17 protein-coding genes and 4 tRNA genes are annotated in these 19,675 nt (G+C 70.6%); 14 read left to right on the plus strand and 7 right to left on the minus strand.

Going from position 1 to position 19,675, the window contains the following annotated elements; translation table 11 throughout:
- Positions 1–56 precede the first annotated feature (56 nt).
- The 4 genes from ACZ7GJ_RS19910 (at position 57) to purM (ending at position 4,791) form a co-directional block, all read left to right on the plus strand.
- A complete protein-coding gene (locus ACZ7GJ_RS19910; RefSeq protein WP_470753316.1) occupies positions 57–848 on the plus strand; it encodes a maleylpyruvate isomerase family mycothiol-dependent enzyme in 792 nt (263 codons plus the stop codon).
- A gap of 61 nt (positions 849–909) precedes the next feature.
- A complete protein-coding gene (locus tag ACZ7GJ_RS19915) occupies positions 910–1,728 on the plus strand; it encodes an META domain-containing protein (RefSeq protein ID WP_470753318.1) in 819 nt (272 codons plus the stop codon).
- A 382-nt stretch (positions 1,729–2,110) separates the two neighbouring features.
- Positions 2,111–3,628 carry an amidophosphoribosyltransferase gene (gene purF, locus ACZ7GJ_RS19920; protein ID WP_365924497.1) on the plus strand — a complete coding sequence of 506 codons (1,518 nt, stop codon included), beginning with the start codon at positions 2,111–2,113 and terminating at the stop codon, positions 3,626–3,628.
- Positions 3,629–3,720: 92 nt separating this feature from the next.
- On the plus strand, positions 3,721–4,791 hold the full coding sequence (gene purM / locus ACZ7GJ_RS19925; protein WP_470753321.1) for a phosphoribosylformylglycinamidine cyclo-ligase: 1,071 nt from the start codon (positions 3,721–3,723) through the stop codon (positions 4,789–4,791).
- A gap of 106 nt (positions 4,792–4,897) precedes the next feature.
- Here purM and ACZ7GJ_RS19930 read toward each other — a convergent pair whose 3' ends face one another.
- Together ACZ7GJ_RS19930 and ACZ7GJ_RS19935 are read right to left on the minus strand one after the other, a co-directional pair.
- Positions 4,898–5,161 carry a DUF3073 domain-containing protein gene (locus ACZ7GJ_RS19930; RefSeq protein ID WP_365924501.1) on the minus strand — a complete coding sequence of 88 codons (264 nt, stop codon included), beginning with the start codon at positions 5,159–5,161 and terminating at the stop codon, positions 4,898–4,900.
- A 311-nt stretch (positions 5,162–5,472) separates the two neighbouring features.
- Positions 5,473–6,582: a Leu/Phe/Val dehydrogenase gene (locus ACZ7GJ_RS19935; RefSeq protein ID WP_470753324.1), complete on the minus strand. Its 1,110-nt coding sequence runs from the start codon at positions 6,580–6,582 to the stop codon at positions 5,473–5,475.
- Between the two features lie 179 nt (positions 6,583–6,761).
- Here ACZ7GJ_RS19935 and ACZ7GJ_RS19940 point away from each other — a divergent pair, with 179 nt between their 5' ends.
- A complete protein-coding gene (locus ACZ7GJ_RS19940; RefSeq protein ID WP_470753325.1) occupies positions 6,762–7,616 on the plus strand; it encodes a DUF8083 family protein in 855 nt (284 codons plus the stop codon).
- Positions 7,617–8,213: 597 nt separating this feature from the next.
- Positions 8,214–8,420, plus strand: coding sequence for a developmental transcriptional regulator BldC (gene bldC, locus ACZ7GJ_RS19945; RefSeq protein WP_003949541.1), 207 nt, complete (start codon positions 8,214–8,216; stop codon positions 8,418–8,420).
- Between the two features lie 508 nt (positions 8,421–8,928).
- On the opposite strand, the gene ACZ7GJ_RS19950 is transcribed toward bldC, so the two are convergent.
- Positions 8,929–9,002, minus strand: a tRNA-Asp gene (locus ACZ7GJ_RS19950).
- A gap of 70 nt (positions 9,003–9,072) precedes the next feature.
- Positions 9,073–13,020, minus strand: a complete 3,948-nt coding sequence (hrpA, locus tag ACZ7GJ_RS19955) for an ATP-dependent RNA helicase HrpA (protein WP_470753326.1) — start codon at positions 13,018–13,020, stop codon at positions 9,073–9,075.
- Between the two features lie 111 nt (positions 13,021–13,131).
- On the opposite strand from hrpA, the gene ACZ7GJ_RS19960 reads away from it, so the two are divergent.
- The 3 genes from ACZ7GJ_RS19960 to ACZ7GJ_RS19970 are packed head-to-tail and all read left to right on the plus strand — an operon-like array spanning position 13,132 to position 15,161.
- Positions 13,132–13,482, plus strand: a complete 351-nt coding sequence (locus tag ACZ7GJ_RS19960) for a hypothetical protein (RefSeq protein WP_470753329.1) — start codon at positions 13,132–13,134, stop codon at positions 13,480–13,482.
- Between the two features lie 57 nt (positions 13,483–13,539).
- Entirely contained in the window at positions 13,540–14,310 is a 771-nt protein-coding gene (locus tag ACZ7GJ_RS19965; RefSeq protein ID WP_470753331.1) for a DsbA family protein, read from the plus strand.
- Complete coding sequence (locus ACZ7GJ_RS19970; RefSeq protein ID WP_470753332.1) at positions 14,307–15,161, plus strand: cytochrome c biogenesis CcdA family protein; 855 nt, start codon at positions 14,307–14,309, stop codon at positions 15,159–15,161. The genes ACZ7GJ_RS19965 and ACZ7GJ_RS19970 overlap by 4 nt, the downstream gene beginning before the upstream one ends.
- A 37-nt stretch (positions 15,162–15,198) precedes the next feature.
- Here the strand turns inward: ACZ7GJ_RS19970 and ACZ7GJ_RS19975 are convergent.
- From ACZ7GJ_RS19975 to ACZ7GJ_RS19985, 3 genes are all read right to left on the minus strand, one after another.
- A tRNA-Phe gene (locus ACZ7GJ_RS19975) sits at positions 15,199–15,275 on the minus strand.
- A 22-nt stretch (positions 15,276–15,297) separates the two neighbouring features.
- Positions 15,298–15,371, minus strand: a tRNA-Asp gene (locus ACZ7GJ_RS19980).
- 40 nt (positions 15,372–15,411) lie between these two features.
- Positions 15,412–15,484: transfer RNA gene (locus ACZ7GJ_RS19985), tRNA-Glu, on the minus strand.
- 103 nt (positions 15,485–15,587) lie between these two features.
- Here ACZ7GJ_RS19985 and ACZ7GJ_RS19990 point away from each other — a divergent pair.
- From ACZ7GJ_RS19990 to ACZ7GJ_RS20010, 5 genes are all read left to right on the plus strand, one after another.
- Complete coding sequence (locus ACZ7GJ_RS19990; protein ID WP_030012899.1) at positions 15,588–15,938, plus strand: metallopeptidase family protein; 351 nt, start codon at positions 15,588–15,590, stop codon at positions 15,936–15,938.
- Positions 15,935–16,408, plus strand: coding sequence for a FluC/FEX family fluoride channel (locus tag ACZ7GJ_RS19995; RefSeq protein ID WP_470753334.1), 474 nt, complete (start codon positions 15,935–15,937; stop codon positions 16,406–16,408). The genes ACZ7GJ_RS19990 and ACZ7GJ_RS19995 overlap by 4 nt, the downstream gene beginning before the upstream one ends.
- Positions 16,405–16,779, plus strand: a complete 375-nt coding sequence (gene crcB / locus ACZ7GJ_RS20000; protein WP_470753336.1) for a fluoride efflux transporter CrcB — start codon at positions 16,405–16,407, stop codon at positions 16,777–16,779. The genes ACZ7GJ_RS19995 and crcB overlap by 4 nt, the downstream gene beginning before the upstream one ends.
- A gap of 106 nt (positions 16,780–16,885) precedes the next feature.
- Positions 16,886–17,437 carry a hypothetical protein gene (locus ACZ7GJ_RS20005; protein ID WP_470753337.1) on the plus strand — a complete coding sequence of 184 codons (552 nt, stop codon included), beginning with the start codon at positions 16,886–16,888 and terminating at the stop codon, positions 17,435–17,437.
- A gap of 242 nt (positions 17,438–17,679) precedes the next feature.
- Positions 17,680–19,675 (plus strand): DEAD/DEAH box helicase (locus ACZ7GJ_RS20010; RefSeq protein ID WP_470753338.1); only part of this gene is annotated, 1,996 nt, incomplete at its 3' end.

Consider the following 19,675-nt stretch of genomic DNA (forward strand, 5'->3'; position numbering starts at 1 on the left):
GAGATTCGGCCGCCGGTGTGCGGCTGCGCCGCGCCCGGCGGCGTAGGGTCGGCCCCATGCCGCCCGCCAGGAAGAAGCCGCGTACCTACGACTCCGCGAAGATCCGTACGGCCGTCACCGCGCAGTTCGCGCATGTCACCGGCGCCGTACGGGAGTTGGGCCCCGAGCAGCTCGCACTTCCCAGCGGGCTCGGGGACTGGAGCGTGGCCGACCTCGCCGCGCACATCGCCTGGATCGCCGACTCGCTGGCCGCCGGCCTCGCCCGGCCGCCCGCCGCCGTCGCCGAACTGCCCGCCGTCGAGTGGCCCTTCGCCACCGCCTCCCTCGCCGGGAACATCTCCGAGGCGGCCAGGGAGACCCTGAGCGGGGCCCCGCTGCCCGAGCTGTACGAGCGGGCCGGCGCCCGGATGGCCGAGGAGCTGGCGGCGAACCGGGACGGCCGCGTGCTGGACCTGTGGATCGGCGACATGACCCTGGCCGACTTCCTGGTCACCCGGACCGTCGAGCTCGTGGTCCACACCGACGACCTGAACCGCGCCGCCGGGCTGGACATCCCGATCGAGCGACAGGCCCTGGCCGCCTGTAGCCGCCTCCTCGCCGACGCCCTCGCGGTCAAGGCGCCGGGCGGCTCGGTGGAGGTACGGGTCCCGCCCTTCGCGGTGGTCCAGTGCATCGAGGGGCCCCGGCACACCCGCGGCACCCCGCCGAACGTGGTGGAGACCGACCCGCTGACCTGGATCCGGCTCGCCACGGGGCGTACCGGCTGGGCCGAGGCGGTGGACGAGGCCCGGGTCAGGGCGAGCGGCGAGCGGGCCGATCTGTCGGCGCTGCTCCCGCTGATGAGCTGACCTGAGCGGGACGGGGCCGGGCCGGGCGGAACCGGCTCCGGCGCGGATCCGTCCCAGGGGCATGCGTACGTACCGGCACGTCCTCGCCGCCCTCGCACTCACCATCGCGCCCACGCTCACCGCCTGCGCGGGACACTCCCCGAGCGGCACGTTCATGCCGCCCGCCCCGGCCGGGCACTCCTGGTCGGTGCAGAGCCTGACCGTGGACGGGAAGACCCTGCCCGCGCCCGCCGCTGCGCAGCTGACCATCGGGGACCGGCGCCCCTACGAGGCCACGGGCAACTACGGCTGCAACGGCTTCACCGCCGCGGTCACCTTCGAGAGTGCTTCCGCGATGACGGTGAAGCCGGGCTCGACCACCGCGATGGCCTGCGAGGACATGCCGTTCGAGACGGCCTTCGCGGGGCTGCTCCAGGGCCGACTGACCATCGAGGCACAGCCCGGCCGCGTCACGCTCAGCAACGCCGAGGGGGACAGCGTCACCATGACCACGGAGCCCCGCACCCCGGACGCCCCGCTCACCGCCACCACGTGGATCGTGAGCTCCCTGGTCAGCGGCGACACCGCGGCCTCGCTACCCGCCGACGCGCAGGGCAGCGCGCGGTTCACGATCGCCGCCGACGGGTCCGCGGGCGGCAGCCTCGGCTGCAACCGGTTCTCCGCCAAGGCCACGGTCGACGGCCCGCGGCTCACCTTCGGGCCGCTGGTGACGACCCGGATGGCCTGCCAGGGCGCGCAGGGCGAGGTCGAGCGGGCCCTCACCGAGCTCTTCGGAAGCAGCCCGCTCAGCTGGAAGATCCAGGGCGGCACCCTCACCCTCACGGGCCCCGGCCCGGACGCCAAGGGCATCGTGGCCGAGGCCGCCTCGGCCGCGGAGTGAGCCTGCAGCTGTACGAACACACAGGCGCTCCCCAGTGCGGCTCACCCACCCGCCCCGGGCGGCGCGCGGAACGGCCCGCGGCACGGCAGGTCAGAGCCGGGCGGACCGGAAAAGCGAAAAGGAACAAGGCGAGTTGCGGCTACGCGGAACAGCGCCGCCCAGCGCTCGCGACACGGACCAGGTCTACGCGCCGGCGCTCTGCGAGGGTGACGGATCGGTCACCGAGAGGCGGCACGGGCCGAGAGCCCGTACGCATGCTCTCGTAGATATCGACAAGGGCCCCGCACACCGAGACGGGGCCGTCCGGTCACCCTCTGTGCTGTGAGATTTCCCGGGCATCCCGAATTCGGACCAGTGGTCGATCTCGCCTACACTCGGTGGTGTGCCTCGTGGTGATGGACGACTCAACCACGACCTGCTCCCCGGTGAGAAAGGCCCCCAGGACGCTTGCGGCGTCTTCGGTGTCTGGGCTCCGGGTGAAGAGGTCGCCAAGCTCACCTACTTCGGACTGTATGCGCTGCAGCACCGTGGACAAGAGTCCGCGGGAATCGCTGTGAGCAACGGTTCCCAGATCCTCGTCTTCAAGGACATGGGCCTCGTTTCCCAAGTCTTCGACGAAACCTCTCTCGGCTCGCTCCAGGGTCATATCGCGGTCGGTCACGCCCGCTACTCGACCACCGGAGCCTCCGTCTGGGAGAACGCTCAGCCGACCTTCCGTGCGACCGCCCACGGCTCCATTGCCCTGGGTCACAACGGCAACTTGGTGAACACCGCCGAGCTCGCCGAGATGGTCGCCGACCTCCCGCGTCAGGACGGCCGCGCCACCCAGGTGGCCGCGACCAATGACACCGATCTCGTGACGGCCCTGCTGGCCGGCCAGGTCGACGACGACGGCAGGCCCCTGACCATCGAGGAGTCGGCCACCAAGGTCCTCCCGCAGGTCAAGGGCGCGTTCTCGCTCGTCTTCATGGACGAGGGGACCCTCTACACCGCCCGTGACCCGCAGGGCATCCGCCCGCTGGTCCTCGGCCGCCTGGAGCGCGGCTGGGTGGTCGCGAGTGAGACCGCCGCCCTCGACATCTGCGGTGCGAGCTTCGTCCGCGAGGTCGAGCCGGGCGAGCTCATCGCGATCGACGAGAACGGTCTGCGGACCTCTCGATTCGCGGAAGCGAAGCCCAAGGGCTGTGTCTTCGAGTACGTCTACCTGGCGCGCCCGGACACCGACATCGCCGGCCGGAACGTCTACCTCTCGCGTGTCGAGATGGGCCGCCGCCTGGCCAAGGAAGCCCCGGTCGACGCCGACCTGGTGATAGCGACGCCGGAGTCCGGCACGCCCGCCGCCGTCGGATACGCGGAGGCGAGCGGGATCCCGTACGGCTCCGGCCTGGTCAAGAACGCCTACGTCGGCCGGACCTTCATCCAGCCCTCGCAGACGATCCGCCAGCTCGGCATCCGGCTGAAGCTCAATCCCCTCAAGGAAGTCATCCGGGGCAAGCGCCTGGTGGTCGTCGACGACTCGATCGTCCGCGGCAACACCCAGCGCGCCCTCGTGAAGATGCTCCGCGAGGCCGGCGCGGCGGAGGTCCACATCCGGATCTCCTCGCCGCCGGTGAAGTGGCCGTGCTTCTTCGGCATCGACTTCGCCACCCGGGCCGAGCTGATCGCCAACGGCATGACGGTCGACGAGATCGCCACGTCCCTCGGCGCGGACTCGCTCTCCTACATCTCGCTCGACGCGATGATCGAGGCGACGACCATCCAGAAGCCCAACCTCTGCCGTGCCTGCTTCGACGGCGAGTACCCGATGGAGCTGCCCGACCCGCAGCTCCTGGGCAAGCAGCTCCTGGAGACCGAGCTGGCCGGCGGCACGGACGCCGCCGACGCGCTCCGTCGTCCGTAGCTCCGGTTCAACCTGCGCCGGGCCCTGTCTTTCAAGCTTCTCCCGGGGCCCGGCACCCCACGCAGCAAACGACACGAAAGCTCTCTCCTGTCATGACAGAGAAGACCACCGGTGCCAGCTACGCAGCCGCCGGCGTCGACATCGAAGCGGGAGACCGCGCCGTCGAGTTGATGAAGGAGTGGGTGAAGAAGACGCAGCGCCCCGAGGTCCTCGGCGGCCTCGGCGGCTTCGCCGGCCTCTTCGACGCCTCCGCCCTCAAGCGCTACGAGCGTCCCCTGCTCGCCTCCGCGACCGACGGGGTCGGCACCAAGGTGGACATCGCCCGCCAGCTGGGCGTGTACGACACCATCGGCCACGACCTGGTCGCGATGGTCATGGACGACATCGTCGTCTGCGGCGCCGAGCCGCTCTTCATGACCGACTACATCTGCGTCGGCAAGGTCCACCCCGAGCGTGTCGCGGCGATCGTCAAGGGCATCGCCGAGGGCTGCGTCCTCGCCGGCTGCGCGCTGGTGGGCGGCGAGACCGCCGAGCACCCGGGCCTGCTGGGCCCGGACGACTTCGACGTGGCGGGCGCGGGCACGGGCGTCGTCGAGTACGACCGGCTGCTGGGCGCGGATCGTATCCGTACGGGCGACGCCGTCATCGCCATGGCGTCCTCCGGCCTTCACTCGAACGGGTACTCGCTGGTCCGCCACGTCCTCTTCGACCGGGCCGGGATGTCCCTGGAGGCCCACGTCGAGGAGCTCGGCCGGACCCTCGGCGAGGAGCTCCTGGAGCCCACCAAGATCTACTCGCTGGACTGCATGGCCCTCACCCGTACGGCCGAGGTCCACGCGTACTCGCACATCACGGGCGGCGGCCTCGCGGCCAACCTCGCCCGGGTGATCCCGGACCACCTGCACGCCACGGTCGACCGCTCGACCTGGACCCCCGGCGCGATCTTCGACCTGGTCGGCAAGGCCGGGCAGGTGGAGCAGCTGGAGCTGGAGAAGACCCTGAACATGGGCGTCGGCATGATGGCCGTGGTCCCGCAGGAGTCGGTGGACGTGGCCCTGACCGCACTGGCCGACCGGGGCGTCGACGCCTGGGTCGCCGGCGAGATCCTGGACCGCGGCGATCACGCCGAGGGCGCGACCATGACCGGTTCCTACGCGAGCTGAGCAGCACGGAAACCCGGTCCGGGGCTATGCCCTGGACCGGGTTTCAATGTTTTGACCCTGTGAAGCTGTAAAGCAGTGATTCCGTGCTGGTGATCAGCTCAGCGCGTCAAGCGCCACGACGGTGTGCCGACGGACCGGACTCTTCGTCCTCGTCGTCGTCATCGCTGTTGTACAGCTCCGCGTACCGAGCGTACGGGTCATCGTCGTCATCCAGCTCGTCATCGACTTCGACCGGCTCGCTGACAGGCAGCGGTTCCGTGGTCGATGCGCCCAGCTCGTTGGCCAGACGCGACAAGTCAGTCCCGCCGCTGCTGTACTTCAGCTGGCGGGCGACCTTCGTCTGCTTGGCCTTTGCCCGGCCGCGCCCCATGGCTCGACCCCCTCGGTGACGGGGCTCGACGGCCCCAGAGTCTGACACGCGTTCATGGTTCGGAGCGGGCTCTCCGTGGAGAGACCGTCCGTAGGGGTTTAACGGTACCTGCTTCCGCGGCCATACGGTACGCCGCCCGCATGACGCGCCCCGGTGCAGTACCAGCAAGGCGCCCCGTCCTCGCTGGTCAGCTGCGATTTTAGCTCTTTCCTGGCGGCCGACCCGCCGAAGCGCAGTGAGTTCCGTCTCGCCGCGCCCCGGCGGGCCCGCCCGCGATCCCCGTCAAGGCCCCGTGAAGGGCCTGTGAAAGGTCAGACCCGGCGCGCGGCGCGGGCGTCGGCCATGCGCTGCTCGGCGATCCGGTCGGCCGCGGCGGCCGGCGGAATACCGTCCGTCTTCGCACGTGCGAATATGGCCAGAGTGGTGTCGAAGATCTTCGACGCCTTCGCCTTGCACCGGTCGAAGTCGAAGCCGTTCAGCTCGTCGGCGACCTGGATGACCCCGCCCGCGTTGACCACGTAGTCCGGCGCGTAGAGGATCCCGCGGTCCGCGAGGTCCTTCTCGACGCCCGGGTGGGCGAGCTGGTTGTTGGCCGCGCCGCAGACGACCTTTGCGGTCAGGGCGTTCACGGACTCGTCGTTCAGGGCCCCGCCGAGCGCGCAGGGGGCGTAGATGTCCAGGCCCTCCACGCGGATCAGCGCGTCCGTGTCGGCGGCCGCGGTGACCTTGCCCGGGTGCTTGTCGAGGATCCGCCGGACGGATTCTTCCCGCACATCCGTGATGACGACCTCGGCGCCGTCCTCCAGCAGGTGCTCGACCAGGTGGTGGCCGACCTTGCCGACGCCCGCCACCGCGACCTTGCGGCCGCGCAGGGTCGGGTCGCCCCACAGGTGCTGGGCGCTGGCGCGCATGCCCTGGAAGACGCCGAAGGCGGTGAGCACCGAGGAGTCGCCGGCGCCGCCGTTCTCGGGGGAGCGGCCGGTCGCCCAGCGGGTCTCGCGGGCCACGACGTCCATGTCCGCCACGTAGGTGCCGACGTCGCAGGCGGTCACGTAGCGGCCGCCGAGGGACTCCACGAACCGGCCGTAGGCCAGCAGGAGTTCCTCGCTCTTGAGGACGTCCGGGTCGCCGATGATCACGGCCTTGCCGCCGCCGAGGTCGAGCCCGGCGAGAGCGTTCTTGTACGACATGCCGCGCGAGAGGTTGAGCGCGTCGAGGACGGCCTCCTCGTCGGAGGCGTACGCGTGGAAGCGCGTACCGCCGAGGGCGGGGCCCAGGGCGGTGGAGTGGATCGCGATGACGGCCTTCAGGCCTGTGGCTCGGTCCTGGCACAGCACGACTTGCTCGTGGCCGCCCTGTTCCGTGCGGAACAGGGTGTGCAGGACGCCGTCGGTCATTTCGGTCACGGTGGTGACTCCCATGGAAGAGATGCGGCGGAATGACGCCCGCCCTGCGGGTGGGGGAGGGCGTGCTGGGAGCAGCGTAAGACCTGTGGGGCGCGAGGGAACGCCCTGTCCGGGGATCGGGACACTCCCGGAGTACGGGAGAGTCCCCGGCGCCCGGAGGTGAACCGGACCCCCAAAGCGGGGAGTACGAGGGCGTGAGCGAATCCGCCGATCCCAGGCTGCCCTCCGCGCGTTCCGCGCCCGCCGTCCCGTACGCCTCGTACCTGCGCGTCTACGAGCCCCTGGCGGCCTTCCGGGAGCCGGAGCGCACGCACTGGGCCGACTACGCCCGCCGCGGGGTCGCCCCGACCGCACAGGACGAACTGCGCCGGTCCCTGTCCGACTTGGTACGGGTGCCCGTGGTGGGGGTGCCGGCCCACGAGAGCGCGGACGCCTTCACGGCCGAGCTGGACGGGGTGCTGCTGGTCTGCCCGTGGCGCACCCGGCTGCGCGGCTGGCTGGCGCTCCAGGAGCTGGTGGGACAGTTCCCGCCCCCGGTGCTGGACGCGGCCCTGCCGCCCGTACTGCGCCGACAGGCGGCCGAGGACTACGAGCGCTGGCGCGAGCGGAACCCGGACGCGCGCCCGTGGATCCGTACGGGGGTGTGGCAGGTGCCGCTGCGCTGGTTCGTGCTGGTGGCCGACGAGGAGCGGGAGTACGCGCCGGGCGAGCTGCTGCGCTACCGGACGCCGATGGTGCAGGCCCGGCGGCGCCTCGCGCGGGCGCTGCGGGCCCTGCGGGAGGCGGAGGGGTACGGGATGCTCGTGGAGGGCCTGGTGGAGGTCGGGAGCTGGCTGGAGGAGTTCCACCCGCGCTCGATGGTCGAGCTGGACTACGGCGGGCTGGTGCACGCGCTGCCGGCGGACCGGCTGGCGGCCGACCGCTCGGCGCGGGACCTGGCGGCCGGGCTGGCCGCGCTGCGGGCCGGGGACGCGCCGGGGGCGGCCGGGGCGTACGGGGAGCTGGCGGAGCGCTGGAGGGCGGTCCGGGAGAGGCTCTTCGCCAACTAGGAACCCGTCCGGCCGACACCCGACCGGGGGATCGGTCGGACGGATGATCGGACCGGACCCGCCCTCGCGCATCGGCCGATCGGCCGATGCGCGAGGATGTGGGTGCAAGTCGCCCATCGAGTGCTTGATCATCTCATTCAGGACTTAGTTCCAGGACCTACGTCCCGATACGGGCCATTGGCCCAAGCGTGACGGACCGCACTATCTACACCCTTGCGCCCTTCCCCTACCCTCGTGCCAAAATAGGACAAGGAGTCCGGGGAGGGTTCCTTCCGCCCAACTAAGGGCGGAATGCTCGGCATTGCACGCTACGGGGGGTCTGACGGCTCCTGATGGCTCTGTGACTGATCGTCACAGTGGGGTGACTGTCCGTTATGGGGCGGTCCATCGGCTTCCGCCGCTGATGAACACCTCGGAGGGCAATTCCGTCGGTTTGGCCGTCGAGGCTGGACGGATGGTGTAGTTGTAGTGCCGAGGACAAGCCGTTCGTCCTATAACCGACTCGGCCCGCGTATGTCCATTTCGGGCAACGCGGGCCAAGGTGCAGAATTTAGAGGAAAGAACCGAGATGGTTCGGTTCTCCCGAGGAGGCCGCTCATGACCGCTCGCACCCCTGATGCCGAGCCGCTGCTGACCCCGGCTGAGGTTGCCACGATGTTCCGCGTGGACCCGAAGACGGTCACTCGCTGGGCAAAGGCTGGCAAGCTCACGTCCATCCGCACCCTGGGTGGACACCGCCGTTACCGCGAGGCTGAGGTCCGCGCACTGCTTGCGGGAATTCCGCAGCAGCGCAGCGAGGCCTGAGGTCCCGCAGCACCGCTTAATACCGGGTCTATATCGGGTCCCCCAATCCGATGAAACCCACATAGCTTCATACGACCGGACCTGCCCCAACAGGTCCGACTGTCGTCGATCGCGCTGGACTCCGCCGGGTCCAGCGCGATCTTTTTTATGCCCAGGTCAGGGGGGAATCGGCCCTGCGCGCGGGGCCTCGCAGGGTAGGTGCAATTGCACATATTAAATCGAGGCCGCGTATGGGCTTGATAAATGTGTGCGTCTCAAAAACTCGTGTGGTGACTCCCGTCACAGGTGATCACTCTTGTTCATCCCGTAATCCACCCCGTAAGGGGACACGCGTCGTAGACCGCATCATGCGGATGGGGGATTCTTGGAGACGGCGCGCACTCGGCCGAAGGGTCGGCTCCACCGAACGGACGACCCGGACGACCTCGGGGGGTCCCGATGGTCCGGCGGCCAGGGGAAACGCGTCAGGGCCCGCATTCCTTGCGGAATGCGGGCCCTGACGTTTCTGCGAACCTGACGGGACTTGAACCCGCGACCTCCACCTTGACAGGGTGGCGAGCTAACCAACTGCTCCACAGGTCCTTGCTGTGTTGCCGACTTCCCGGCTACGCATCAGACTGTACAGCAGCTCAGGGGGTGCGGTCGAACCCGATCACGGGGCCGCCGCGTCCACCGCCTTCACGATGCGCTTGTCGGAGATCGGATACGCCGTCCCGAGCGCGTGCGCGAAGTAGCTGACCCGCAGTTCCTCGATCATCCAGCGGATCTCGGTGACCTCGGACGGCACCGGGCGCCCCTTCGGGAGCTGCTCCAGCAGCCACAGGTACTCGTCCCGCATCTCGTGGACCTTCTCCATGCGCGTGGTGTCGCGCTGGACGCCCGTCGGCATCTGCTGGAGCCGCCGGTCCGCCGCCACCAGGTAGCGCATCAGGTCGGCCAGCCTGCGCAGTCCGGTCAGTGTCACGAAACCGGGCGGTACGAGGGCCGCCAGCTGCGTCTTGACGTCCTGGAGGTTGGCGACCAGGGCCAGGCTGCTCGTGGCCTTCAGACGGCGCTCACAGGCCTGCCAGGCGGCCAGCACCTGCTGCACCTGGCCCACCGTGCGTACGGTCGTGTCCACCAGGTCGGCGCGTACGGCCTCGTAGAGCTTGCGGAAGCCCGCCTCGTCCCACGCGGGGCCGCCGTGGTCGGCGATCAGCTTGTCGGTCGCCGCGGTCGCGCAGTCGTCGAACAGCGCCTGGATCGAGCCGTGCGGGTTCCTGGACAGGGCCAGCTTCTGCTGGTTGGTCAGGTGGTCCGAGGCGAACTTCGCCGGGTTCACCGGGATGTTCAGCAGGATGAGGCGCCGGGTGCCCAGCCACATCGCCTGCTGCTGCTCGGCCTCGGTGTCGAAGAGCCGTACGGAGACGCTCGTGCCCTCGTCCACCAGCGCCGGGTACGCCTTCACCGGCTGGCCGGCCCGCCGGGTCTCGAAGACCCTGCTGAGGGTCCCGATCGTCCAGTCGGTCAGCCCGGTGCGCTCCACCGACTCCCCGCCCGCCCGCTCGGCGGTGGCCGCGGCGGCCTTGGAGAGGGCCTGGCGGGCCTTGGGCTTCAGCTGGAGCCGCAGGGCCTCCAGGTCCTTGGCCTCGGCGAGGTTCTTGCGGCGCTCGTCGACGATCCGGAAGGTGATCTTCAGGTGGTCCGGGATGCGGCCGAGGTCGAAGTCCTCGGCCGTGACCGGCACTCCGACCATCCGCTGGAGTTCACGCGCGAGCGTCACGTGCAGGGGCTCCTGCAGGGGCACGGCGGTCGCCAGGAAGCGCGTCGCGAAGTTCGGCGCGGGCACGTAGTGCCGGCGGATCGGTTTCGGCAGCGAGCGGATCAGCTCGGTGACGACCTCTTCGCGCAGGCCCGGGATCTGCCAGTCGAAGCCCTCGTCGGTGACCTGGTTCAGCACCTGGAGCGGGATGTGGACGGTCACGCCGTCCGCGTCCGCGCCCGGCTCGAACTGGTAGGTCACCCGGAACTTCAGCTGCCCCTGCCGCCAGGAGTCCGGGTAGTCGGCCTTGGTGACACCGGCCGCCTTCTCGGTCAGCAGCATCTCGCGCTCGAAGTCGAGCGGTTCGGGCTCGTCGCGCTTCTTGTGCTTCCACCACGAGTCGAAGTGCGCACCGGAGACCACGTGTTCGGGGATCCGCTGGTCGTAGAAGTCGAAGAGCGTCTCGTCGTCGACCACGATGTCGCGGCGCCGGGCCCGGTTCTCCAGCTCCTCGACCTCGGTGAGGAGCTTGCGGTTGTCGGCGTAGAACTTGTGGTGGGTCCGCCAGTCGCCCTCGACCAGCGCGTTGCGGATGAACAGCTCGCGCGAGACCTCGGGGTCGATGCGGCCGTAGTTGATCTTCCGCTGGGCGACGATCGGCACGCCGTACAGCGTGACCTTCTCGTACGCCATGACGGCCGCCTGGTCCTTCTCCCAGTGCGGCTCGCTGTACGTGCGCTTGATCAGGTGCTGGGCCAGCGGCTCGACCCACTCGGGCTCCACCTTGGCGTTCACCCGCGCCCACAGCCGCGAGGTCTCCACCAGCTCCGCCGACATCAGGAACTTCGGCTGCTTCTTGAAGAGCGCCGAGCCGGGGAAGACCGCGAACTTGGCGGACCGCGCCCCCAGGTACTCGTTCTTGTCGGTGTCCTTCAGGCCGATGTGCGAGAGCAGGCCGGCCAGCAGCGAGATGTGGATGCTCGTCTCGGGGGCGTCGGCCTCGTTGACGTGGATGCCCATCGTCTTGGCGACCGTGCGCAGCTGCGAGTAGATGTCCTGCCACTCGCGGATCCGCAGGAAGTTCAGGTACTCCTGCTTGCACATCCGGCGGAAGGCCGAGGAGCCGCGCTCCTTCTGCTGCTCCCGGACGTAGCGCCACATGTTCAGGAAGGCCAGGAAGTCGCTGGTCTCGTCCTTGAACCGGGCATGGTTCTGGTCGGCCTGGGTCTGCTTGTCCGAGGGCCGCTCGCGCGGGTCCTGGATGGACAGGGCCGCCGCGATGACCATGACCTCGCGCACGCAGTTGTTCTTGTCCGCCTCCACGACCATGCGGGCGAGGCGCGGGTCCACCGGGAGCTGGGAGAGCTGGCGGCCCATGGGCGTGAGCCGCTTCTTGTGATCCTTTTCCGCCGGGTCGAGGGCGCCGAGCTCCTGGAGGAGCTGCACGCCGTCGCGGATGTTGCGGTGGTCCGGCGGGTCGATGAAGGGGAACTTCTCGATCTCGCCGAGGCCGGCCGCGGTCATCTGGAGGATGACGGAGGCGAGGTTCGTGCGCAGGATCTCGGCGTCCGTGAACTCGGGACGGGCGTTGAAGTCGTCCTCGGAGTACAGCCGGATGCAGATGCCGTCGCTGGTGCGGCCGCAGCGGCCCTTGCGCTGGTTGGCGCTGGCCTGAGAGATCCGCTCGATGGGGAGGCGCTGGACCTTGGTGCGGTGGCTGTAGCGGGAGATCCGGGCGGTGCCCGGGTCGATCACGTACTTGATGCCCGGGACGGTCAGCGAGGTCTCGGCGACGTTCGTGGCGAGGACGATCCGCCGCCCCGTGTGCTGCTGGAAGACGCGGTGCTGCTCGGCGTGCGAGAGGCGCGCGTAGAGGGGGAGCACCTCGGTGCTGTGCCCATAAGCGCCTCCGGCGCGGGGGAGATTGCGCTTGTTCAGGGCGTCCGCGGTGTCGCGGATCTCGCGCTCGCCGGACAGGAAGACCAGGACGTCGCCCGGCCCTTCGGCCTGGAGCTCGTCCACGGCCTCGCAGATCGCGGTGATCTGGTCCCGGTCGCTGTCGTCGCCCTCCTCCTCCAGGAGCGGGCGGTAGCGGACCTCGACCGGATACGTACGGCCGCTGACCTCGACGATCGGCGCGTCCCCGAAGTGCCGGGAGAACCGCTCCGGGTCGATGGTCGCGGAAGTGATCACGACCTTGAGGTCGGGGCGCTTCGGCAGCAGCGTGGCCAGGTAGCCGAGCAGGAAGTCGATGTTCAGCGACCGCTCGTGCGCCTCGTCGATGATGATCGTGTCGTACGCGCGCAGCTCGCGGTCCGTCTGGATCTCGGCCAGCAGGATGCCGTCCGTCATCAGCTTCACGAAGGTCGCGTCCTGGTCCACCTGGTCGGTGAACCGGACCTTCCAGCCGACCGTCTGCCCGATCTCGGACTTCAGCTCCTCCGCGATCCGCTCCGCGACCGTGCGGGCCGCGATCCGGCGGGGCTGGGTGTGCCCGATCATGCCCCGGACCCCGCGGCCCAGCTCCATGCAGATCTTGGGGATCTGCGTGGTCTTGCCGGAGCCGGTCTCGCCCGCGACGATCACGACCTGGTGGTCGCGTATCGCCTCGGCGATCTCGTCCTTCTTCTGGCTGACGGGCAGGTTCTCGGGATACGTGACCTCCGGCATCCGCGAGGCACGGCCGGCCAGTCGCTCGGCGGCCTTCGCGGCCTCCGCGGCGATCTCGTCGAGCACGGCCTGCTTGGCCTCGGGCTTTCGGATACGGCGGGCGCCTTCGAGGCGGCGGCCGAGGCGGTGCGCGTCACGGAGGGAGATCTCACCGAGAAGCGTCTGCAGGGCGGCGAAGGAAGTAGACATACCTGGTCGAGGATCTCACCTGGTCCCTCCGGGTGGCGAACGCATTTGTGGGGTGGACCCGTACCATTTCGGGACGAGTCCACCCGACGTCCCAGTGAGAGGCAGGCCACCTTGTCCCGCCGCAGCCGTGTCTGGTGCCTGCTCGGCGCCGTACTGGCGCTGCTGCTGGGCTGCGTGGTGCCCGCCGGGGCGGCCCAGGAGCTGCCCCCGGCGTCGGCATCGGCCGCCAAGGCCTACGCGGTGGCGCACCAGGACGGCGGCCCGTCCTGCGCCCCCGGGACGGGGGACGACGGCCGGCCGCCCGCCGCGGCGACCCGCACGGGCGACCACGGCCACGCCCCGGCCGGGCGGCCGCCGACGGACCAGACCCGCGACGGGCGGGCGGTGCCCGTACGGATCCTCGTACGCGGTCCCGACCGGCCGGCGCCCGGTCCGGTGGAGCTCTCCGTGATGCGGGTCTAGGCGGACCGCTCGCCCCGGTCCGCCCCACCCTTCCGCAGCACTGGAGAACGCACCCGCATGTCCTCTTCCTCTTCCTCTTCCTCTCGCAAGACGCCCTCTCGCAAGACCTCCTCCCGCAAGCCCCTGCTGATCGCCGCCGGCGTCGCCGTCGCCGCGGTCACCCTCGGCATCGTCTCCTGGCAGGCCACCGCCCCCGCCGAGAAGGACTCCGGCCGGTCCGGGGCCACGGCCTCCGCCGCGCCCAGGACCGACCCCGCCGCCGCCCTCAAGGCGCTGGCCCGCCGCGAATCCGGCGACAGGCTCGCCGTCGGCCGCGCCGACGCGCCCGTCGTGCTGATCGAGTACAGCGACTTCAAGTGCGGCTACTGCGGCAAGTTCGCCCGCGACACCGAGCCCGAACTGGTGAAGAAGTACGTCGAGGACGGCACCCTGCGCATCGAGTGGCGCAACTTCCCGATCTTCGGAGCCGACTCCGAGGCCGCCGCCAAGGCCGCCTGGGCGGCGGGGCAGCAGGACCGCTTCCAGCAGTTCCACGCGGCCGCGTACGCCGACGGCTCCAAGGAGAAGGGCTTCGGCCCAGACCGCCTGGTGGAGCTCGCCCGCCAGGCCGGGGTCCCGGACCTGGAGAAGTTCAAGCAGGACTCGGCCGGCGAGGGCGCCGCCGCGGCCCTGAAGAAGGACCAGGAGGAGGGCTACCGGATCGGCGTCCAGTCGACCCCGTCCTTCCTCGTCAACGGCACGCCCATCGCGGGCGCCCAGCCGCTCGAAGCCTTCACCTCCGCCATCGCCAAGGCCAAGGCCCAGGCCGGGACCCAGGCCGCGAAGTGACCGACATCGGATACCTGGCCGCCCTGCTGGGCGGCCTCCTCGCGCTGCTCAGCCCGTGCAGCGCGCTGCTGCTGCCGGCCTTCTTCGCGTACTCGATCGACTCCACCTCCCGGCTGCTCGCGCGCACCGGGATCTTCTACGCCGGCCTCGCGAGCACCCTCGTGCCGCTGGGCGCGGCGGGCTCGTACGCCGGCCGGTTCTTCCACAGCAACCGCGAGGAACTGGTGCTCGTCGGCGGCTGGCTGATCATCGCGCTCGGCCTCGCGCAGATCCTGGGCCTGGGCTTCGCCTCGAAGCGCATCGCGGAGCTGTCGGGGCGCATCCGCCCGACCACCGCGCTGTCGGTGTACGCGCTCGGCGCGGTCTACGGCCTGGCCGGCTTCTGCGCCGGACCCATCCTGGGCAGCGTCCTGACGGTCGCGGCGGTCAGCGGCAGCCCGGTCTACGGAGGCCTGCTGCTGGCGGTCTACGCCCTCGGCATGGCGGTGCCGCTGTTCCTGCTGGCGCTGCTCTGGGAGCGGTTCGACCTGGGCCGGCGGCGCTGGCTGCGCGGGCGGGCCTTCTCGGTGGGCCGCTTCGAACTGCACACCACCTCGGTGCTGTCCGGGCTGTTCTTCATCGTGCTCGGGACGCTGTTCCTGGTCTACGACGGGGCGAGCGCGCTGCCGGGGCTGCTGGACGTGGACGACTCGTTCGCGGTGGAGGAGCGGGTCCGCTCGCTCACCGGCGGGGTCCCGGACTGGGCGCTGCTCGGCCTGGTCGCCGTCGCGGCGGCGGGCGTGGGTCTGGTGAAGTGGCGCCGCGCGGCAGACCGGGCCGCCGAGGAGGCGCCCGAGGCCGAGGCCGAGTAAAGCGGAAGGCCCCGTCCGATGGACGGGGCCTTCCTTGTGGTGGCTGGGGCCGGGGTCGAACCGGCGACCTATCGCTTTTCAGGCGATCGCTCGTACCAACTGAGCTACCCAGCCACGAGACTGTTTCCAGCCTCAGCGAACCTGACGGGACTTGAACCCGCGACCTCCACCTTGACAGGGTGGCGAGCTAACCAACTGCTCCACAGGTCCTTGCTGTGTGTGAGACCTAAGTCTTACACACGGTAATGCGTACCCCCAACGGGATTCGAACCCGTGCTACCGCCTTGAAAGGGCGGCGTCCTGGGCCACTAGACGATGAGGGCTAAAGGCCCGCCGGGCACTTCGCAGCGCGTCGGGGACGTGAGAAGCATATGGGATCCGGGGAGCTATCGCCAAAACGGTTTCCCCCGGAGGGACAATGGCCGGGTGCTGGAGATGACGCGCGAGGAGTTCGAAGAGCTCGTCGCAGAGGCCTTGGACCGCATCCCGCCGGAGCTGACGCGGCTGATGGACAACGTGGCGGTGTTCGTCGAGGACGAACCGCCCGCCGACGACCCCGAGCTGCTCGGTCTCTACGAAGGGACCCCGCTCACCGATCGCGGCGAGTGGTACGCCGGGGTGCTGCCGGACCGCATCACCATCTACCGGAACCCCACGTTGCGGATGTGCGAGGACCGGGAGAGCGTGGTGGCGGAAACGGAGGTCACCGTGGTGCACGAGATCGCCCATCACTTCGGGATCGACGACGAGCGGCTGCACGCGCTGGGGTACGGGTGACCCGCCCGGCCGAGGCCCCCGAGGCGATCGATCCCGACGTCGATCTCCACGTGCCCGCGCACCGGGACGAGCCGCAGGGGCCGGTGCTCGCCGCGGTGGCGGCCGGCGGCGCGGTCGGGGCCTCGGCGCGCTACGGGCTCTCGCTGCTGTTCCCGGCCGCGCCCGGGAGCTTTCCCTGGGCCACCTTCTGGATCAACGTGAGCGGCTCCGCCCTGATCGGCGTACTGATGGTGCTGATCAGCGAGGGCGGCCGGACGCCAGCGCACCCGCTGCTGCGGCCCTTCGCCGGGGTCGGGGTGCTCGGCGGGTTCACCACCTTCTCGACGTACGCCCTGGACTTCTCGCAGCTCCTGGACGAGGGGGAGGCCGGGACCGCGCTGGCGTACGCCGGGCTGACGGTGGCCGGCGCGCTCGGCGCGGTGTGGGCGGCTGCCTCGGCCACGCGGCTCGCGTTGCGGGACCCGGTGTGAACTGGCTGCTGATGATGGTCGGGGCCACCGCCGGGGCGCCGCTGCGGTACCTGACGGACCGTGCGGTGCAGGCGCGCCACGACGCGCTGTTCCCGTGGGGGACCTTCGTGGTGAACGCGGCCGCCTGCCTGGTGCTCGGCGTGCTCTCCGGGGCGGCGCTGGCCGGGGCGGGCTCCTCGCGCCTGGAGCTGCTGCTCGGGACGGGGCTGTGCGGGGCGCTCAGCACGTACTCGACCTTCTCCTACGAGACGCTGCGGCTGGCGGAGCGGGGCCGGAGCTTCCTGGCGCTCGCGAACGTGACGGCGTCGGTGCTGGTCGGACTGGGCGCCGTACACCTCGGGTCGCAGGTGGCGCGGCAGTTCTTCGCCTGACCGTGCGAGCTGTCCGCCGTCCGGGCGTGTCTCTTACGGGGCAAAGGGAGTTGGGCACATTGACCCGCTCCCGCGGACCTTGGCCCCTGTGTTCCGGAGGTGCCCCGTGCGCCAGTTGTCCGCTTCCCTGCGTCTGGCCGTCACCGCGCTCGCGGTCACGGTGTCGGCCGGCTGCATGAGCGTCGGCGAGGACGCCGCGAAGCCGGGGCCCGCCTCCTCGGCGGACAGCCAGGGGGCCGAGTCGGGCGGGGCCGCCACGTCGGGCCGCGGCTCAGGGGTGCACGGCAACGGGCACGGCGGCAAGAACGGTACGGGCAAGCAGGACGGCAAGCCCGGGGAGGACGGCAAGGCCTCCGGCGCGACGGGGGCCTCGCCCAGCCCGGGCGCGCCCGCGGACCGGCCGGGGGTCCCCTCGCCGTCGGCGGGAGCGGGCGGCGGCGCGGGCGGCCAGGGTCCCCAGCAGCCGCCGACGGGCGGCGGCGGCCCGGGCGGCTCCGGCGGCGGCCCGGGCGGTGCGGGTGGTCCGGGCGGCAGCGGAGGGGGGCACCAGTCGCCCTCCCCGGTCGTGGAGCCGCCGACTCCGCAGCCTTCCGTGACCGATCCCACACCGGAGCCTTCGCCGCCCACGCCGGACCCCAGCGCGGCGCCCGCCACGTAGTCGCGCGCCCCCTCCTCTGGGTATTTCCGCAGGTCAGAGCCTTTTTGGGTGGAGCGACTTGCCAGACCCCGGGGAGGGTGCGTATGGTTATAGATCGTTTGATCCCATTGCCCGGCGCCGAATCCGAAGAGCGCCGTGTGGCGCGTACTCTCCCTAGCCGTGGCTGACCGCATTGAGGCGGTCGATTTGCGATTCACGGAGTTTGGGCGCGTGCCGAGACTCCGGAAGGTTTCGCATTTCGCATGTCCATTTCCAGTTCTGACCGTTCCGTCATGCCCGAGAACGACTCCAACGAGATCGTCGACGCCGAGACGCTCGCCGTCACCGAGGCCATCGAGGCCGCTGAGGCGAACGAGATCATCGAGGCTCTTGAGGCCGACGTGAACGCCGGCGAGTCCCTTGAGGACTCCACCAACGACTTCGCCAACGACTTCGACGACGCCGAGGCCGACGCCGACGCGGAGCCCACGATCACCTTCGGCGACCTCGGTCTGCCCGAGGGCATCGTGCGCAAGCTCGCCCAGAACGGCGTCACGGCGCCCTTCCCGATCCAGGCCGCGACCATCCCGGACGCCCTGGCCGGCAAGGACATCCTCGGCCGCGGCCGCACCGGCTCCGGCAAGACCCTCTCCTTCGGTCTGCCGACCCTGGCCTCGCTGGCCGGCGGCCACACCGAGAAGAAGAAGCCCCGCGCCATCATCCTCACGCCGACGCGTGAGCTCGCGATGCAGGTCGCGGACGCCCTCCAGCCCTACGGCGACGTGCTCGGCCTGAAGATGAAGGTCGTCTGCGGCGGTACCTCCATGGGCAACCAGATCTACGCCCTGGAGCGCGGTGTCGACGTCCTCGTCGCCACCCCGGGCCGCCTGCGCGACATCATCAACCGCGGCGCCTGCTCCCTGGAGAACGTCAAGATCGCCGTCCTCGACGAGGCCGACCAGATGGCCGACCTGGGCTTCCTGCCCGAGGTCACCGAGCTGCTCGACCAGATCCCCGGCGGCGGCCAGCGCATGCTCTTCTCCGCCACCATGGAGAACGAGATCGGCACCCTGGTCAAGCGCTACCTGTCCAACCCCGTCACGCACGAGGTCGACAGCGCCCAGGGCAACGTCACGACCATGACGCACCACGTCCTCGTCGTGAAGCCGAAGGACAAGGCGCCGGTCACGGCCGCCATCGCCGCCCGCAAGGGCCGCACCATCATCTTCGTCCGCACCCAGCTGGGCGCCGACCGCATCGCCGAGCAGCTCATCGAGGCCGGCGTGAAGGCCGACGCGCTGCACGGCGGCATGACGCAGGGTGCCCGTACCCGCGTCCTCGCGGACTTCAAGGACGGCTACGTCAACGCGCTCGTCGCCACCGACGTCGCCGCCCGCGGTATCCACGTCGACGGCATCGACCTGGTCCTGAACGTGGACCCGGCCGGCGACCACAAGGACTACCTGCACCGCTCGGGCCGTACCGCCCGCGCCGGCAAGTCCGGTGTCGTCGTGTCGCTGGCGCTCCCGCACCAGCGCCGCCAGATCTTCCGCCTGATGGAGGACGCGGGCGTCGACGCCTCGCGCCACATCGTCCAGGGCGTCGGCGCCTTCGACCCCGAGGTCGCCGAGATCACCGGTGCGCGTTCGCTGACCCAGGTCCAGGCCGACTCCGCGAACAACGCCGCCAAGCAGGCCGAGCGTGAGGTCGCCGACCTCACCAAGCAGCTGGAGCGCCTGACGCGCCGCGCCGCCGAGCTGCGCGAGGAGGCCGACCGCCTGGTCGCCCGCTCCGCGCGCGAGCGTGGCGAGGACCCGGACGCCGCTGTCGCCGAGGTGGCCGAGGCCGCCGAGGCCGAGGTCGCGGCTGCCGTCGCGGCCGAGCCGGTCGTCCAGGAGCGCCAGTTCGAGCAGCGTCGTGACGAGCGCGGCAACTACGAGCGTCGCGACAACCGTCGCGACGACCGCGGTGACCGTGGTGGCGACCGTGGCGGCTTCCGCCGTGACGACCGTCCGTCGGGTGGCTTCCGTTCCGGTGGCGACCGTCGTGACGACAACCGTGGCGGTGGCTTCCGTCGCGACGACCGTCCCTCCGGTGGCTTCAACCGCGATGACCGTGGTGGCGACCGTGGCGGCTTCCGCCGCGACGACCGTCCGTCGGGCGGCTTCCGTTCCGGTGGCGACCGTCGTGACGACAACCGTGGCGGTGGCTTCCGTCGCGACGACCGTCCCTCCGGTGGCTTCAACCGCGATGACCGTG

This window comes from Streptomyces sp. NPDC037242 (assembly GCF_055604165.1).

Coding starts and splice junctions, on each gene's coding strand:
- ACZ7GJ_RS19910 (WP_470753316.1), top strand. CDS start 57: ATGCCGCCCGCCAGGAAGAAGCCGCGTACCTACGACTCCGCGAAGATC.
- ACZ7GJ_RS19915 (WP_470753318.1), top strand. CDS start 910: ATGCGTACGTACCGGCACGTCCTCGCCGCCCTCGCACTCACCATCGCG.
- purM (WP_470753321.1), top strand. CDS start 3,721: ATGACAGAGAAGACCACCGGTGCCAGCTACGCAGCCGCCGGCGTCGAC.
- ACZ7GJ_RS19930 (WP_365924501.1), bottom strand. CDS start 5,161: ATGGGGCGCGGCCGGGCAAAGGCCAAGCAGACGAAGGTCGCCCGCCAG.
- ACZ7GJ_RS19935 (WP_470753324.1), bottom strand. CDS start 6,582: ATGGGAGTCACCACCGTGACCGAAATGACCGACGGCGTCCTGCACACC.
- bldC (WP_003949541.1), top strand. CDS start 8,214: ATGACCGCTCGCACCCCTGATGCCGAGCCGCTGCTGACCCCGGCTGAG.
- hrpA (WP_470753326.1), bottom strand. CDS start 13,020: ATGTCTACTTCCTTCGCCGCCCTGCAGACGCTTCTCGGTGAGATCTCC.
- ACZ7GJ_RS19965 (WP_470753331.1), top strand. CDS start 13,540: ATGTCCTCTTCCTCTTCCTCTTCCTCTCGCAAGACGCCCTCTCGCAAG.